This window comes from Zobellella sp. An-6, assembly GCF_052487945.1.
In genome coordinates, this window is record NZ_CP199259.1 from 3,735,342 (window position 1) to 3,751,842 (window position 16,501).

The 16,501-nt window shown below is 65.6% G+C and carries 11 protein-coding genes; 2 read left to right on the forward strand and 9 right to left on the reverse strand.

Translation table 11 applies throughout. From position 1 onward, the window contains the following. Positions 1 to 10 precede the first annotated feature (10 nt). The 6 genes from ACT7DK_RS17505 to ACT7DK_RS17530 all read right to left on the reverse strand — a co-directional run bounded on the left by ACT7DK_RS17505 (position 11) and on the right by ACT7DK_RS17530 (position 8,329). A complete protein-coding gene (locus ACT7DK_RS17505) occupies positions 11 to 3,769 on the reverse strand; it encodes a YhdP family protein (protein ID WP_445401409.1) in 3,759 nt (1,252 codons plus the stop codon). Beyond that, positions 3,769 to 5,238 (reverse strand): ribonuclease G, encoded by a 1,470-nt coding sequence (rng, locus tag ACT7DK_RS17510; protein WP_445401411.1) that lies wholly within the window; start codon positions 5,236 to 5,238, stop codon positions 3,769 to 3,771. The genes ACT7DK_RS17505 and rng overlap by 1 nt, the downstream gene beginning before the upstream one ends. A gap of 69 nt (positions 5,239 to 5,307) precedes the next feature. Further along, positions 5,308 to 5,883, reverse strand: coding sequence for a Maf family protein (locus tag ACT7DK_RS17515; protein WP_445401413.1), 576 nt, complete (start codon positions 5,881 to 5,883; stop codon positions 5,308 to 5,310). An 8-nt stretch (positions 5,884 to 5,891) separates the two neighbouring features. Next, a complete protein-coding gene (mreD, locus tag ACT7DK_RS17520) occupies positions 5,892 to 6,380 on the reverse strand; it encodes a rod shape-determining protein MreD (protein ID WP_445401415.1) in 489 nt (162 codons plus the stop codon). Beyond that, positions 6,377 to 7,249 (reverse strand): rod shape-determining protein MreC, encoded by an 873-nt coding sequence (mreC, locus tag ACT7DK_RS17525; RefSeq protein ID WP_445401417.1) that lies wholly within the window; start codon positions 7,247 to 7,249, stop codon positions 6,377 to 6,379. The genes mreD and mreC overlap by 4 nt, the downstream gene beginning before the upstream one ends. Positions 7,250 to 7,285: 36 nt before the next feature. Next, positions 7,286 to 8,329, reverse strand: a complete 1,044-nt coding sequence (locus ACT7DK_RS17530) for a rod shape-determining protein (RefSeq protein ID WP_094040630.1) — start codon at positions 8,327 to 8,329, stop codon at positions 7,286 to 7,288. A 173-nt stretch (positions 8,330 to 8,502) separates the two neighbouring features. On the opposite strand from ACT7DK_RS17530, the gene ACT7DK_RS17535 reads away from it, so the two are divergent. Further along, the gene (locus tag ACT7DK_RS17535) at positions 8,503 to 9,414 is read left to right on the forward strand and encodes a 1-aminocyclopropane-1-carboxylate deaminase/D-cysteine desulfhydrase (RefSeq protein ID WP_445401419.1); all 912 of its coding nucleotides are present in this window, start codon (positions 8,503 to 8,505) and stop codon (positions 9,412 to 9,414) included. Here the strand turns inward: ACT7DK_RS17535 and ACT7DK_RS17540 are convergent. The 3 genes from ACT7DK_RS17540 to ACT7DK_RS17550 form a co-directional block, all read right to left on the reverse strand. After that, positions 9,409 to 11,322 carry an EAL domain-containing protein gene (locus tag ACT7DK_RS17540; protein ID WP_445401422.1) on the reverse strand — a complete coding sequence of 638 codons (1,914 nt, stop codon included), beginning with the start codon at positions 11,320 to 11,322 and terminating at the stop codon, positions 9,409 to 9,411. The two genes, ACT7DK_RS17535 and ACT7DK_RS17540, sit on opposite strands and share 6 nt — an antisense overlap. 223 nt (positions 11,323 to 11,545) lie before the next feature. Continuing rightward, positions 11,546 to 12,130, reverse strand: a complete 585-nt coding sequence (gene ssb / locus ACT7DK_RS17545) for a single-stranded DNA-binding protein (protein ID WP_445401424.1) — start codon at positions 12,128 to 12,130, stop codon at positions 11,546 to 11,548. Positions 12,131 to 12,144: 14 nt separating this feature from the next. Further along, positions 12,145 to 13,518 (reverse strand): MFS transporter, encoded by a 1,374-nt coding sequence (locus tag ACT7DK_RS17550; protein ID WP_445401426.1) that lies wholly within the window; start codon positions 13,516 to 13,518, stop codon positions 12,145 to 12,147. A 144-nt stretch (positions 13,519 to 13,662) separates the two neighbouring features. On the opposite strand from ACT7DK_RS17550, the gene uvrA reads away from it, so the two are divergent. Continuing rightward, on the forward strand, positions 13,663 to 16,491 hold the full coding sequence (gene uvrA, locus ACT7DK_RS17555; RefSeq protein ID WP_445401428.1) for an excinuclease ABC subunit UvrA: 2,829 nt from the start codon (positions 13,663 to 13,665) through the stop codon (positions 16,489 to 16,491). Positions 16,492 to 16,501: the final 10 nt, after the last annotated feature.

The window sequence follows — 16,501 nt, forward strand, 5'->3', positions numbered from 1 at the left end:
GGCTTGCTCCTTATTCTTCATTGCGGGACAGCCTCATCCGTTCCTGCTCCCGCCCCAGTTCGGTGATCTGCGGCTGGGTCAGGGAGCCGCTAACCCGATAACGGATACGAGTGAATACATCTACCACAGGGCCCAGCACCTTGGACAGGGCCAGCACATAGAGGCCGGTGACCGGGGTGACCGCGAAAGCCGCCAGCACCGGCAAATTGCCGGTCAGGTGCGGGGTAAAGTCGAACCGGTAGTCCAGCTCTTCCGCCACCAGGCTGACCCGCCCCTGGCCCCGCAGGTCTCCGGCCGCCCCGTTCAGCACGAAATCGTCGTTGTACAGCACCCCGTCCCGCAGCTCGGCGCTGGCATTGATGCGATCGAAATAGAACCCCTGTTCGAAGACGTCACGAAAATCCAGGCGCAGCCGGCGCAGTACCGACTCCATACTCAGCACCGACAGCAATCCGGCCCCCCTGTCGCTCAGTTCGGTGAGCACCCCGGCCCCGGTCTCGGCCTGAAGGCTGCCGTTCAGGCTGTCCCGCTCCGGGCGCCAGGGCTGCGCCAGCCAGCGCAGCTGCCCGCTCAGGCTGGCCCGGGTTTCGCTGAAGGGCGAGTCCGGGCCCAGGCTCTGCCACAACCGTTGCAGGGAGGGGGTGCTGCCTTGCCATTCCAGCCGGCTCAAGTTGCCGCCCCGGTGCTGCAGCCACTGTCCCTGGGCGGAACCCTGCAGCAGGGGGCCATCCAGGTTCAGGTCGAGCAACCGCACCCCGTTCTGCTCGGGCTGGGGCTCGAGCCGGAAGCTCAGCCGGCCCAGGGCCAGCTCCTTCCAGCGGCAATCCTGACAGTCGACTTCGAGCGCCGGCACCTGCCCCGGACTGATACCGTCGGCCTGCTGTTCCAGTCGCCCCGCACCCGGCTCCGGGTTCAGCCACAGCCGTTTCAGCTCGGCCCGGGCCGGGTCGTCGCCGCCCCACCAGAGCTCGCCTTCGGCCTGCTCGGCCTGGACGGCCAGGTGCTGGCGCCCCTGCCCGGCGGGCTCGAGCAGCAACCTGAGCTGGTTAAAGGGCTGGCGCCAGAGCCGGGCCTCGGTGGCCTGCACCGCCACCCGGTAGCGCTCCGGCCAGTGCAGCCCGACGGGGCCACCCTCCGCCGCCAGCCGCCAGTCCGCCGCCAGCAAGGCCAGCCAGTCGTCCAGGGGCAAGGCGGGCAGACGCAGGGCGATGTCGAGGGGCGCCCGGGGGGCTGCGGCCTCGACGGCACCGGCCGACAGCCACAGCCGGCTGATCCGGGTTCCCTCGGGCTCGAACCTCAGTTGTCCCTGGGCGTGGATATCGCCGCCCAGTTGCAACTCGAGCTCCGCCTGCCCGGCATCGCCAGTCACCGCCAGTCGGGCCGGCCGGGGCTCGGCGGCCGCCTTGGCCAGGGGCGCGGGCAGGCGGCTCGCCAGCCCTTGCAGAGGACTGTCCGCCTCGAAACGATAGAAAAACGCACCGTCCTCGGGCAAGGTCAGGGCCAGCTGGCCCTGCCAGTCGGTTTCACCGCCCAGTGCCTGCAATGGTGGGTAGCGCCGGGCCAGCTCCCGGGCCAGGGCCCGGCCACGCAGCGATAACCCGACCTCGTACCCCCGCTCTCCGATCTCGCCCAGATAATCCAGCTCCAGCGGCTGGCCGGCCCACTCCGCCTTGACGCCCTCGAAGCGGGTCTGGCGGGCATCGAAGCTGAGCTGGCCGCTGACCCGGCGCAGGGGCAGCGACAACGGCGTGATGTCGACGCTGTTGCGGGCGAAGTCGACCCGGCCTTCCACTCCGACCTGGCCACCGTTCAGGGGAATATCAAGGGCCAGGTGCCCGGCCAGCGAACCCGATACCCGCACCTGCTGCAGGGTCTTGCCCACGGAGCCGGCCAGGGGCGATTGCTGCAGGTAGCGGGTCACCGCCTGTCCTTCACCCCGGATGCCGGCGCTGAGTCGCAGGCTGGCAGCCTTGCTCAGGGGGGCGATACGGGCGTCGATATCGACGGCATCCACCTCCCCCAGTTTGCCCACCGGTCCTGTCATGTAGAGGCTGTCGTTCTCGAACAGCAGGTCCAGGCTGAGCTCGGTCAGGGGACGCCAGCCGGGATCGAAGCGGAACTCCGCCTCCCGCAGGGGAACCCGGGCCTGGAACAGGCCACTGCCGTCCTCATAGGGAAAGCCGTCCAGCCGACCGTACCAGAGCACTTCGGCCTGCTCTGCCCGGCCCGCCCGGATGGCGCCCTGCAGGTAGTCCACCAGCCGGGTCCCCATCAGGGGTTCGGGAAAATAGGTGAAGGCCTGCTCCGCCCGGGCCAGATCCACCTCCGCCGAGGCACTGAGCAGCGGCGAGCCCTGCTCCGGCCACTGCAGGCTGAACCAGCCCTGCAACGCCACGTCTCGGGTCTCCAGTTGTACCCTGTCGCTCCACCACAGCCACCCCTGGGGCTGGCGTCGCCAGTATAATTCGGTATCCAGCCGTTGCATGGGCCAGGGCGCCCGGAACGCCGACTGGTACACCCAGTCGGCGGCCTCCAGCTGGCGCAGGCTCAGCCGACCCTGCTCCGGCGTCACCAGGAAGTCGCCCTGCAACCCCCGGGTACCGGGCACCCACTGGAAGGCATGGGTACTGACATCGTTCAGTTCACCGCGCACCTGCCAGTCACTGCCGTCCGGCCGGGCGGAGAAGTAAAGGCCGGACAGCTCGCCCTCGGGCGAGATCCCCGCCAACTGGCGGGCAGCGCCGGGCCAGAAGCTTTCTCCCCACTGGGCCAGCAACGCTAGATCGGTGAAGCTCAGCCGATCCAGGTAGCCGTGCATCCTGTCGTCTTGCCGATCCAGCTGTATTCGCCAACTGGGCCAGAGTTCACCGTCCACGCTGATGTCGATGCCCTCGCTGGCCAGCTGCCAGCCGCCCTCGGTCGGTTGCCACTGCACCCGGCCTCCGTCGATGGCCACCTGATGATCCTCGCCCCAGCGCAACCGGCTCTGCCCCAGGCGGAGCAGGCCGGCATCGAGCGCCCCCTGGCGCCAGTCCAGCCACAATTCGAAGGAGAGATCGGCGCCGATGTGGTCGTCGTCGGGTCGGATACGGGCGATGGTGGCCGCCGCATCCACCTCGTCCGCCAGCAGATAGAAGCCGCCGTCCAGTCGATCGGAGTCACCTTCGAAACGCCCCTTGAGGCTGAACTGCTGGTGCGGTTCGGGGCCGAAACCGAGCCGGCCACGGCCCTGGTGCAGGCCCGGCTGGTTGTGCCAGCGCAACTCGGGAATGTGCAGTTCGAGCAGATCCTGCTCGGGGGTGCCGAACACCAGCAGGGCATCCTGCAGGGAAAAGCGCTCCACCCCTTCCAGCGCCAGGCGGCGCAGGAAGGCCAGATCGGTGTCGCCATCGGTGGCAGCGCCGGCAGCCGGATCCAGCGGCAGGCGCAGTCCCTCCAGGGTCAGCTCGTTCAGCACCGGTCGCCACTGACGCAGGCTCTGCCACAGGTGCAGATCCACCAGCGCGCGGCGCAGGGTGATGGCCGGCCCCTCGGTCCGGTGCAGGCTGACTTCGTCGACCACCAACAGCGGGCCGTAGTCCTGCCAGGACAGTCCCAGGCGCCCCACCTCCAGGGTCAGCTGCTGCTCGCTCAGCAGCCGGTTCAGCCACTGCTGCTGCCAGGCCGCCAGCCAGGGGGAGCCGAAGCGCAGCAGGGTCACCAGCAGGGCCAGCACCACAGCACACGCCGCCAGGCCCAGCCAGGCCCAGCTTAGACTCCGCCTGATCACTACATCATCACCACGTCAAACTGTTCCTGGTTGTAAAGGGGTTCGCTGCTCACCTTGACCTGCTTGCCGATAAACACCTCCAGCTCCGCCAGCATGTGGGTTTCGTCCTCCTGCAGGGCGCTGGCCACGGCACTGGAGGCGTAGACCACGAACTTGTCGGCGTCGTAGGCCTTGTTGACCCGGGTGATCTCGCGCAGTATCTCGTAGCTCACCGTCTCCACCGTCTTCACCCGCCCGCGGCCGTGGCACTCGGGACACTCGCCGCACAGCACGTGCTCCAGGCTTTCCCGGGTGCGCTTGCGGGTCATCTCCACCAGGCCGAGCTGGGAGAAGCCGTTGACGTTGGTCTTGGCCCTGTCCTTGCTTAGTGCCAGCTCCAGGCTGTGCAGCACCCGGCGCTTGTGATCCTCGTCGTACATGTCGATGAAGTCGATGATGATGATGCCGCCCAGGTTGCGCAGCCGCAGCTGGCGGGCGATGGCCTGGGTGGCCTCGATATTGGTGTTGAAGATGGTCTCTTCCAGGTTGCGGTGGCCGACGAAGGCGCCGGTGTTGATGTCCACCGTGGTCATGGCCTCGGTCTGGTCGATGATCAGGTAGCCGCCGGACTTGAGTTCCACCTTGCGGTCCAGGGCGCGCTGGATCTCGTTCTCCACGTCGTAGAGATCGAAGATGGGCGCCTCGCCCTGGTAATACTCTATCTTGCCGGACAACTCGGGCACGAACTCGTCGACGAAGGCCCTGAGCGACTCGCAGGTACTGCGGGAGTCGACGCGGATCCGGTCCAGCTCGGCGCCGACGAAGTCACGCACGATGCGAAACGTCAGCCCCAGATCCTCGTACAGCATGGAGCAGGACGGGTACTTGCCGCGCCGCTCCAGGATCTTGCGCCACAGCCGCTTGAGGAAGGCCGCATCCTGGGCCAGTTCACTCTCGCCGATGCCCTCGGCGGCGGTGCGGATGATGAAACCGCCCAGTTCATCCACGTAGCTGGCCGCCAGCGCCTTGAGCCGCTCCCGCTCCTGCTCCGAGTCGATGCGCTGGGACACCCCGACATAGGCGCTGCCGGGCATGAACACCAGATAGCGGGACGGCAGGGTGATGTCGGTGGTCAGGCGGGCGCCCTTGGTACCGAGCGGATCCTTGACCACCTGAACCATGATGTCCTGGCCCTGGCGCACCAGCTCGGCGATGTTGCCGGCCTGGAAGTGGGCCTGCTCCTTGGTGTCCACGCACTCGGTGTGAGGCACGATGTCGGAGGCGTGCAGGAAGGCGGCCCGCTCTCCGCCGATGTCGACGAAGGCGGCCTGCATGCCGGGCAGTACCCGGCTGACCTTGCCCTTGTAGATGTTGCCGACGATGCCGCGCCGGGCCTGGCGCTCCACGTGCACTTCCTGCAGGATACCGTTTTCCACCAGCGCCACCCGGGTTTCCGCGGGAGTCATATTGATAATCAGTTCTGCAGACATGAAAACTCCGCCAATGGAGAAAGTGGGAATAGCCTTAAGCTACCACAGAATAGGCGGCCGCAGTGGGGCTCAGGCCGACAAAACGCCACAAGAGCGCAGCAGGGCCTCGGTTTCCACCAGCGGCAAGCCCACCACGGCGCTGTAACTGCCGTCGATCCGCGCCACGAAGCGGCCGCCCAGGCCCTGGATGCCATAGCCGCCGGCCTTGTCCGCCGGCTCGCCGCTGTCCCAGTAGCGCGCCATTTCCGCCTCCGTCATCGGCCGGAAAGTCACCTCGGTGGTGACCAGCACCCCCTCACAGCGCCCGTTCCAGGCCAGGGCCATGGCGGTCATCACCTGGTGGCTGCGGCCGGACAGGCGGCGCAGCATGGCCAGGCCGTGCGCCCTGCCCTCCGGCTTTTCCAACACGTCACCGTCCACCACCACTATGGTGTCGCCGGCCAGCACCGGCAGCGGCCGGGGCGCCAGGGCCCGTCCGGCCAGGGCCTTGTCCCGGGCCAGGCGCTGGACATAGTCGGCGGCGGCCTCATGGGACCGGCGCCGCTCCTCCACCTCGGGCAGCACCAGTGCGAAGGGCTGCTCCAGCAGGGCCAGCAGTTCCCGGCGGCGGGGCGAGGCGGAGGCGAGATAGAGCACGGGAGACATGGGCGACCTCAGTTCAGGGCGAACTGCCGCCGGCACTTGCGCAGCAGCAGGAAGATCCAGGGCCAGAACACCATGCTGCTGACGATGGACCAGAAATAATGGTAGTCGAGCTGGATCTCCCGGTTCATGTAGGCGGCCCAGAAGATCAGCAGCTTGTTGAGCAGAGCCAGGGCGCCGACCACGAAGGCCTGCTGCCACACCGAATAGTTACGCATGCGCTGGAACTGGGAGACGGCCAGGTAGACGGGAATCACCAGCGCCAGGGCATGCACCCCGAGCACGGAGCCGAGCAGCAGATCCAGCAGCAGGCCGGCGACGAAGGCGGTGCCGACATTGGCCCGATGCGGCAGGGCGATGCTCCAATAGAGCAGGGTGACCAACAGCCAGTCGGGCCGAAACGGCGCTATCAGCTCCGGCAACGGCAGTATGGACAGTATCAGCGCCAGCAGCAGGCTGGTGACGATCACCAGCCGTCCCTTCAGGGTAAAGGCGGTCATGAGCGGGAGGCCTCCGTCGGCGGCACGGTGGCGTCCACGTCGTTTACCCTGGGTTCAGGCCACAACAGCAACAAATACCGTACCCTGTCCAGGGCGGCGAAAGGCTGCACCCGGATATCGGCGAAGGGCTGGCCTTCTTCGTAGCCCACCCGGCTGACCCGTCCCACCGGATAACCTTCCGGGAAGCGGCCAGCCAGCCCGGAGCTGAGCAGCACATCCCCTTCCCGGATATCGGTGTTGCGGGTGATGTTGTGCAGCAACAGGCTGTCGAGCTGGCCGCTGCCGCTGGCGATGGCCCTGATGTCGTTGCGTGCCACCCGCACCGGTATGCCGTGACTGATGTCGGTGATCAGCAGCACCCGGCTGGTGGTCTTGCCCACGGAAATCACCTGGCCCACCACCCCCTGCTCGTTGAGCACCGGCTGACCTTCGAACACGCCTTGCAGGCTGCCCTTGTCGATCACCACCTGGTGGGAAAAGGGATCCGTGTCCACCGCCATGATCTCCGCCACCATGCGGCGGGTATCGTAGCGCACCGGAGAGCCGAGCAGATCCCTCAGCCGCTGATTTTCCTGCTCCAGGTGGCGCAGGCGCAGCAGATCGTCCCGCAGCAGGAACAGCTCCTGCTCCATCCGCTGTGACTGGCTCAGCAACGACTTGCGCGACATCAGCTGGGTGGAGGCGGAATCGAGCAGGATACGAGGACCGTTCGCCATATATTGCAGGGGACTGACCAGGGAATTGAGGTAGACCTTGACCTCGTTGAAGCTGGCATAGCGGCTGTCGGCGACGATCAGCGCCAATGACGCCGCCACCGCCAGTGCCAGGCGGATGGGCAAGGAAGGACCACGGCCGAAAATCGGTTTCATAGGCGAATAGGCAGGCCGGGGCGACCGGCCTCGTCATCAATCGTAATGGAACAGATCCCCGCCGTGCATGTCGATCATTTCCAGTGCCTTGCCGCCGCCCCGGGCCACACAGGTCATGGGATCATCGGCCACGACGACGGGAATGCCGGTTTCTTCCATCAGTAACCGATCCAGATCCCGCAACAGGGCACCACCGCCGGTGAGCACCATGCCCCGCTCGGAGATGTCGGACGCCAGTTCGGGCGGAGACTGCTCCAGCGCCACCATGACGGCACTGACGATACCGGTCAGCGGCTCCTGCAGGGCTTCCAGGATCTCGTTGGAATTGAGGGTGAAGCTGCGCGGCACGCCCTCGGCCAGGTTGCGGCCGCGGACTTCGATCTCCAGCACCTCGTCCCCCGGATAGGCGGAGCCGACCTCGTGCTTGATCCGTTCGGCGGTGGCCTCCCCGATCAGGGAGCCGTAGTTGCGGCGTACATAGTTGATGATGGACTCGTCGAAGCGGTCACCGCCGATACGTACCGACTGGGAGTAGACCACACCATTGAGGGAGATGATGGCCACCTCTGTGGTGCCGCCGCCGATATCGACCACCATGGAGCCGGTGGCTTCGGACACCGGCAGACCGGCACCGATGGCGGCGGCCATGGGCTCGTCGATCAGGTAGACTTCACGGGCACCGGCCCCCAGGGCGGATTCCTTGATCGCCCGCCGCTCCACTTGGGTGGAGCCACAGGGCACGCACACCAGTACCCGGGGGCTGGGCCGGAAGAAGTTGTTGTCGTGCACCTGCTTGATAAAGTGCTGCAGCATCTTCTCGGTGACATAAAAATCGGCGATAACGCCGTCTTTCATCGGACGGATGGCGGCGATGTTGCCGGGGGTCCGCCCCAGCATCTGCTTGGCGGCATGGCCGACGGCGGCAACACTCTGTGCCGAGCCGGATCTTTCCTGGCGAATGGCCACCACCGAAGGCTCGTTCAGGACAATGCCCTGATCTTTGACGTAGATAAGGGTGTTGGCCGTTCCCAGATCGATCGACAGATCGTTGGAGAACATGCCTCTGAGCTTTTTAAACATATGCTGAAGGGGATCCTGGATTGAGAAACCGGAAAATTCGGCTAACTTTACCAACGCCGCCTGCTCGTAGCAAGGCACAGCCATGGTTAAAGCCGACCACCGGCGGATAGGAGTTTTAATAAAGTGATAAGTTCCTTACACTTGCTCCCAAGGCCCTCTTTTTATTTTTTGTCGTGTCGCCACTCGACTCCTGGCAACGGCTGTACCGGCAGACGGCGGGATCGCCGCTGCAACCGGTCCGTCATCCCTTACTGAAACACCACGGCGTTAGCCTGCAGATCAAGCGGGATGACCTGCTGCACCCGCAGTTATCGGGAAACAAATGGCGCAAGCTCAAGCATGTGCTGCGCCAGGCGCTGGCGGAGCAGGCAAGGGGCCTGCTCAGCTTCGGCGGCGCCTATTCCAACCATCTGCACGCCCTGGCCGCCGCAGGCCGGGCGCTCGGCCTGCCCACGGTGGGGATAGTTCGCGGCGAGCCGACCAGTGCCACCAACCCGACCCTGAGTGATGCGGCCTCCTGGGGCATGGCGCTGCGCTTCGTCAGCCGGCAGGATTATCGCCGCCGCCAGGACGCGGACTGGCTGGCGGCCCTGGCCGCCAACTACCCCGGCCATTATCTGATCCCCGAAGGCGGCAGCACCGAACTGGCGCTGCCGGGGGTGGCGGAGCTGTGGCAGGAACTGCCACCGGCGGACGAACTGATACTGCCGGTGGCCAGCGGCGGCACCCTGGCCGGCCTGCTCTCGGCCCGTCCGCGGGACGTTCGCCTCACCGGCTACGCGGTGCTCAAGGCCCATGGCTGGCTGGCGGACACGGTACAGCAGCTGCACCCGGCGGCGGCGGCGGATCCGGGCTGGCGGCTGCGGCTGGAGCACCATGGCGGCGGTTACGCCAAGAGTCCGGCCGAAGATCGGCGGCGGATCGCCGAGCTGGCCACCGAACTGGCGGTGCCCCTGGAGCCGATATACAGCGGCAAGGCCATGCTGGGGTTGTTCCGGGATCTCGACGCCGGCCTCTATCCGGCCGGCAGCCACCTGCTCTTCCTGCATACCGGAGGGCTGCAAGGCACCCGCGGCGGCCTATAGCAGTTCGAACCGCTCCGGGCGGGCAAAGTAGTAGCCCTGACCGGCATAGACGCCCAGCTGGTGCAGGCACTCCCATTCGGCGGCGGTTTCCACCCCCACCGCAATCACCCGGGTGCGTCCGCCGACACAGTTGCCGACCAGGCTCCTGACCGCCATCTGGTTGACCGGCTTGTGGTCGATGTCGCGCACCAGGCTGGGGTGCAGCTTGAGGTAGTCCAGCTCGTAATCCTTGATGTACTGGGTACTCACCACGTCCTGGCCCGCATGATCCACCGCCAACCGGCAGCCCAGCGCCTTGAGTGCCCGCAACGGCTTGATCAGCGCCTGGAAATGGCGGCTGACCTGGGCTTCCGACAGCTCGATCACCAGCTCGGCCAGTTGGGATTTGGGCAGCTGGATCAGCTCGAAGATCATCCAGCGGTGGAAGCCCCGGTTGAGCAGGCTGGCCGCGGAGATGTTCACCGCCAGGGTGGAGCGTCGATCCCCCTCCTGCAACAGGGTCAGGCAGCGCAACAGTATGGCCCTGTCCACCTCCTGCAGCAGCCCGCATTTTTCCGCCATGGGAATGAAGTGCCCGGCCGACAGCTCCCGCCCCTGTTCGTCCCGGATCCGGGCCAGCAATTCGTGGATCACCGGCTCCTGACGCTCCCCGGTGTAGATAGCCTGCCGATCGAGCCGGATCAGATCCTGCTCCAGATGGCGGCCGAGCAGGGTGCGCCAGCGCACCGTGCCCTTGCCGCTGTTTTCTTCGGTGACGCCCTTGTAATACATGAAGTAACCGTCGCCGCCCTGCAGGGCGGCACTGCGCAGGGCCAGTTCCGCCTCTTCTTCCACCTGGGTCATCGGCTCGCCGTAACGAAAGCAGACACCGCCGATAAAGAGCGCCGGCTCGCGGATATCGTCGGGCCAGTGCAGCCGCTGCAGCAGTTTTATGACCTGGCGCGCCGCTTCCAGCGCCTCGCTCTCGACCAGGTTGGGGAACAGCAGGGCGAAGGTGTTCCCGGTATAGCGGGCCTGCAGGGCCCCGGGATAGCGGCGGATCAGGTGCCCCAGGTAGACCGAGGCGGAAGACAGCAACTCGTCCCCCCGCTCATAGCCCAGGTTGTAGTTGATGTACTCCAGATCCTGCAGTTCCACCAACAGCAGGGCGCCGGAATGGCTGGCCGGATCATTGAGCGCCGCATCCAGGCGGTTGTCGAAGAACACCCGGTTGCCGATCCGGATCTTCTTGTCCACGAACACATTGGCCCGGATAAAGGTATCGAACCGGCTGCGCTCCTTGCCCGCATCCTTCAGCTCCCTCAGCAGTTTGTCCAGGGCCTGGCTGGCATGATGCGGCCACTCCTCCTGCGGGTTGTGCTGCAACAGGTTGAGCCTGCCGTCCAGGATCAACTGGCCACGCAGATCGAGCAACTCGGCGCCGCGCAGCTGCTGGCGGAACCAGCGCAGGCTGAACAGCAAGCCGATGAAGACCAATAAGATGGCGGCCGTCAAGCCCGAAACCGCCGCCAGGGAGTGGTCTATCTCATAGAAGGGGGGCCGCAGCACCAGCTGTACGCTGAGTTCCGGATGCGCCGTCAGGCTGCGCCGGTATTCCAAAGACAGCTCGCTGGCCGACAGCCGGTTGTCCGCCTGGTAGCGATAGAGGATGCCCTCATCGTCCCGTACCGAGAAATCGATGATATCGTTGACGTTGAGCAGGGCCGGCAGCCAGCGATCGATGCTCTCCTGCTGCTCGGTACCGGCATGCCAGCCTTCGTTGACCAGCCGGACCACGGCGTCCACCTGCCGTTGCTGGTAGGCGGTCCCCATTTGATAAAAGCTGATCCCGGCTCCCACCAACACCATCAGCACGGCCGCCAGCACGCACAGAGTGATAGTGGCAATAAACTGATTGGTAAATCTCATGCCCGATCCCTGATAAACCCCGGTGATGCCCGGTTCTTTCCCTGATTATGTCGTTGTTATCGCAGACCCGGCGGCACTGATACAACAAGAGTTTTTCATTGAGGATAGCGCCAGTCGGAAACCAATGCCTGTCGTGTCCGGAGCGGATCCGGGACGGCGATAAAAAACCCTGCATAAACAGGGTTTTAAATAAACTATTTACACTTTATGTCCCAGCCGAACGTCAGAACGGGATATCGTCATCGAAATCCATCGGCGGCTCGTTGTACACCGGTGGCTGGCTCTGGGGCTTGCTGGCCGGCTGCGGGCTCTGTTGGCCGTATTGCGGCTGCCCCTGAGGCTGGCCGCCCTGCTGGCCCCAGTTGCCCTGGCCCCCCTGCTGGCCCGCGCCATACTGGCCACTGGCGGGCTGACCGCCCTGGTTCCAGCCCCCCTGGCCGCCCTGACTGCCGCCTTGAGGACGGCCGCCCAGCATCTGCATCACGCCGCCCATGTCCACCACCACTTCGGTGGTGTAGCGGTCCTGGCCGCTCTGATCCTGCCACTTGCGGGTCTGCAGACGGCCTTCCACATACACCTGTGAGCCCTTGCGCAGGTATTCGCCGGCGATCTCCGCCAGCTTGCCGAAGAACACCACCCGGTGCCACTCGGTGCGCTCTTTTTGCTCACCGCTCTGCTTGTCGCGCCAGGTTTCACTGGTCGCCAGGGTGATGTTGGCCACCGCATTGCCGTTAGGCATATAGCGCACTTCGGGATCCTGGCCCAGGTGGCCGATCAGGATGACTTTATTGATGCCTCTATTGGCCATAACTCGCTCCGTACTCACAGATTGATCAGGCGCCGGGCCTGATCCAGTTCAAAAATTTTCCCGTCCACCTTCAGATAGGCGGCCCCTTCCTCGGGGATGATCAGGGCTTCATGCACACCGGGTAACGCCATCAGCCGCTGCAGCAACAGCTCCCGCCGGTCCTTGCTCTCTATATTAACACCGATGGGCAGGATATGAGACCGCACCTGGCTGACATTCGCCATGCCCGCCGCCAGCCAGAACCAGAATGCCATGCTGAAGGCCACCAGCAGGAAGACACCGGCGCCACCCAGTTGCTGGAACAGGACGCCGCCCAGCACGCCGCCGAGAAAGGCACCGAAGAACTGGCTGGTGGAATAGATGCCCATGGCGGTGCCCTTGGCCCCCGCCGGCGCCAGCATCGACAGAAACGCCGGCAGCGAGGCTTCCATGAAATTGAAGGCGGTGAAATAGAGCAGCATGGCCAGGGCCAGCAGCCACAGCTGGCCCTGGCCCACCGCCATCAGCACCAGGGCCACCATCATCACCAGGATGGAGGCCTGGAACAGCTGCTTGTTCAGGTTACGCCGGGCACCCAGGATCAGGAAGGGGATGATCAGCAGGAAGGACAGCAGCAGGGTCGGCAAATACAGCCACCAGTGCCGCTCCGCCGCCAGACCGGCGTCGAGCAGGGTCAGCGGAAAAGCCACGAACACGGCGGTGAGCGTCAGGTGCAGCAGCAGTATGCCGAAGTCGAGCCGCAGCAGCTGTCTGTCTCTCAGCAGCCGGCCGAACAATTCGGGAGCGGCGGTCACGTCGCGGATCTGACCCTTGCTGGCCGAAGCCGGCAGCAGGAAACGCACCATCCCCATACCGGCCAGCGACAACAGCGCCGTGGTCCAGAACACCCCGGACAGGCCGAACCAGGCCGCCAGCAGGGGACCGGCCACCATGGCCACCGCGAAGGAAATGCCGATGCATACACCGATGATGGCCATGGCCTTGGTGCGATGCTCCTCCCGGGTGATGTCGGCGGCCAGCGCCAGTATGGCACCGGCGATGGCGCCGCTGCCCTGCAGCACCCGGCCGACCACCACGCCGTACACCGAGTCGGCCAGCGCCGCCACCACCGAGCCCAGGGCGAACAGCGCCAGGCCGGCGTAGATCACCGGCCTGCGGCCGATGCGATCCGACAGCCAGCCGGCGGGGATCTGCAGCAACGCCTGGGTCAGGCCGTAGGCGCCGATGACGAGACCGACCCACAGCGGCGAGAAGCCGATCAGATCCTGACCGTAGAGTGCAAATACCGGCATGATCATGAAAAGCCCCAGCATCCGCATGCCGAAAATGCCCGCCAGGGTAAACGAGGCCCGCCGCTCCTCGGGGCTGAAGCCTTGCTGCTCGCTCATGGATATCCTTCCGCCGTCACACCATCAAAAGGCGGCTAGTTTAGCACGGAGGCACTGTCAAGATTAATCCCTATTGTCCCCTTGGCTGTCTATTCATCCAGTGCCATACTAGCCGGTCGAATTTACACCAAGGTCAAGCTGCAGATGGATAAAATCGAAGTCCGCGGAGCCCGCACCCACAACCTGAAGAACATCAGCCTGGAGCTGCCCCGGGACAAGCTCATCGTGATCACCGGCCTGTCCGGCTCGGGCAAGTCCTCCCTCGCCTTCGATACCCTCTACGCCGAGGGCCAGCGCCGCTATGTGGAATCCCTCTCCGCCTACGCCCGCCAGTTCCTCTCGCTGATGGAAAAGCCGGACGTGGACCATATCGAGGGGCTGTCGCCGGCCATCTCCATCGAGCAGAAATCCACCTCCCACAACCCCCGCTCCACCGTGGGCACCATCACCGAAATCTACGACTACCTGCGGCTGCTGTTCGCCCGGGTGGGTGAGCCGCGCTGCCCCAGCCACGCCCTGCCGCTCACCGCCCAGACCATCAGCCAGATGGTGGACAAGGTGCTGGAACAGCCCGAGGGCAAGCGGCTGATGTTGCTGGCGCCGGTGGTGCGCAACCGCAAGGGCGAGCACAGCAAGCTGCTCGACAACCTGGCGGCCCAGGGGTTTATCCGCGCCCGCATCGACGGCGAGGTGTGCGATCTGTCGGATCCGCCCGCCCTGGAGCTGCAGAAGAAACACAGCATCGAAGTGGTGGTGGACCGTTTCAAGGTGCGCGAGGATCTGCAGCTGCGGCTGGCGGAATCCTTCGAAACGGCGCTGGAGCTGTCCGGCGGCATCGCCTCTGTGGTGGCGATGGACGAGCCGGACGAGCCGCCGCTGGTGTTCTCCGCCAACTTCGCCTGCCCCGAGTGCGGCTATTCCATCGCCGAGCTGGAGCCGCGCATCTTCTCCTTCAACAACCCGGCGGGCGCCTGCGAAAGCTGCGACGGCCTGGGCGTGCAGCAGATCTTCGACCCGGACAAGGTGATCAGCAACCCGGAACTGAGCCTGTCCGGCGGCGCCATCCGCGGCTGGGACAAGCGCAGCTATTACTATTACCAGATGCTCAAGTCCCTGGCCGACCACTACGGCTTCGACCTGGAGCTGCCCTTCGAGCAATTGCCCAGGGACATCCAGAAGGCGGTGCTGTACGGCTCGGGCCGCACCAGCATCGAGTTCAAGTACATGAACGACAGGGGCGACGTGCTGGTGCGCAAGCATCCCTTCGAGGGCATACTGCACAACATGGAGCGACGCTACCGGGAAACCGAGTCCAACTCGGTGCGTGAGGAGCTGGCCAAGTACCAGACCAACCGCGCCTGCCCCAGCTGCCAGGGCACCCGGCTGAAGGAGGGAGCGCGGCACGTGTTCGTGGCCGATCACAACCTGCCCCAGGTCACCGACATGGCCATCGGCGAGGCCCACGCCTTCTTCACCCGCATGGAACTGACCGGCCAGAAGGCCCAGATCGCCGACAAGATCTTCAAGGAAATTGTGGAGCGGCTCGGCTTTCTGGTCAACGTGGGGCTCAACTACCTCAGCCTGTCGCGCAGCGCCGAGACCCTGTCCGGCGGCGAGGCCCAGCGCATCCGCCTGGCCAGCCAGATCGGCGCCGGCCTGGTGGGGGTGATGTATGTGCTCGACGAGCCCAGCATCGGCCTGCACCAGCGCGACAACGAGCGTCTGCTGTCCACCCTCACCCACCTGCGCGATCTGGGCAACACCGTGATCGTGGTGGAGCACGACGAGGACGCCATCCGCGCCGCCGACCATGTACTGGACATCGGCCCCGGCGCCGGGGTGCACGGCGGCCAAATCGTGGCCCAGGGCACCCCCGCCGAGGTGATGGCCAACCCGGACTCCCTCACCGGCGCCTACCTCTCGGGGCGGGAGCGCATCGCCGTGCCCGAGCGGCGCACCCCGCCGGGGGAGCACTGGCTGGAGCTCAAGGGCGCCCGCGGCAACAACCTGAAAGACGTCGACCTCAAACTGCCGCTGGGGCTGATGACCTGCGTCACCGGGGTGTCCGGCTCGGGCAAGTCGACCCTGATCAACGACACCCTGTTCCCGCTCGCCCACCGGGAGCTGAACAAGGCCACCGTCAGCCAGCCGGCCCCCTACCGGGTGATCCACGGCCTCGACCGGCTGGACAAGGTGGTGGACATCGACCAGAGCCCCATCGGCCGCACGCCGCGCTCCAACCCGGCCACTTACACCGGCATCTTCACCCCCATCCGCGAGCTGTTTTCCGGCACCCAGGAGGCCCGCTCCCGGGGCTACAAGCCGGGGCGTTTCTCGTTCAACGTCAAGGGCGGCCGCTGCGAGGCCTGCCAGGGCGACGGGGTGATCAAGGTGGAGATGCACTTCCTGCCCGACGTCTACGTGCCCTGCGACGTCTGCAAGGGCAAGCGCTACAACCGGGAGACCCTGGAGATCCGCTACAAGGGCAGGAGCATCCACGAGGTGCTGGAGATGACGGTGGAGGAAGCCTGCGACTTCTTCGCGCCGGTACCGGCCATCGCCCGCAAGCTGCAGACCCTGATGGACGTGGGCCTGTCCTATATCCGCCTGGGCCAGTCGGCCACCACCCTGTCCGGCGGCGAGGCCCAGCGGGTCAAGCTGTCCCGGGAACTGTCCAAGCGCGACACCGGCCAGACCCTCTATATCCTGGACGAACCCACCACCGGCCTGCACTTCCACGACATCCAGCTGCTGCTGCAGGTGCTGCACCGGCTGCGCGATCACGGCAATACGGTGGTGATCATCGAGCACAACCTGGACGTGATCAAGACCGCCGACTGGATAGTGGATCTGGGCCCCGAGGGCGGCAGCGGCGGCGGCCAGATACTGGTCGCCGGCACGCCGGAGCAGGTGGCGGAGCATGAGGCATCCCACACGGCCCGGTTTTTACGGGCCATGCTGCGGGGGTCCTAAAGAAAGGGCG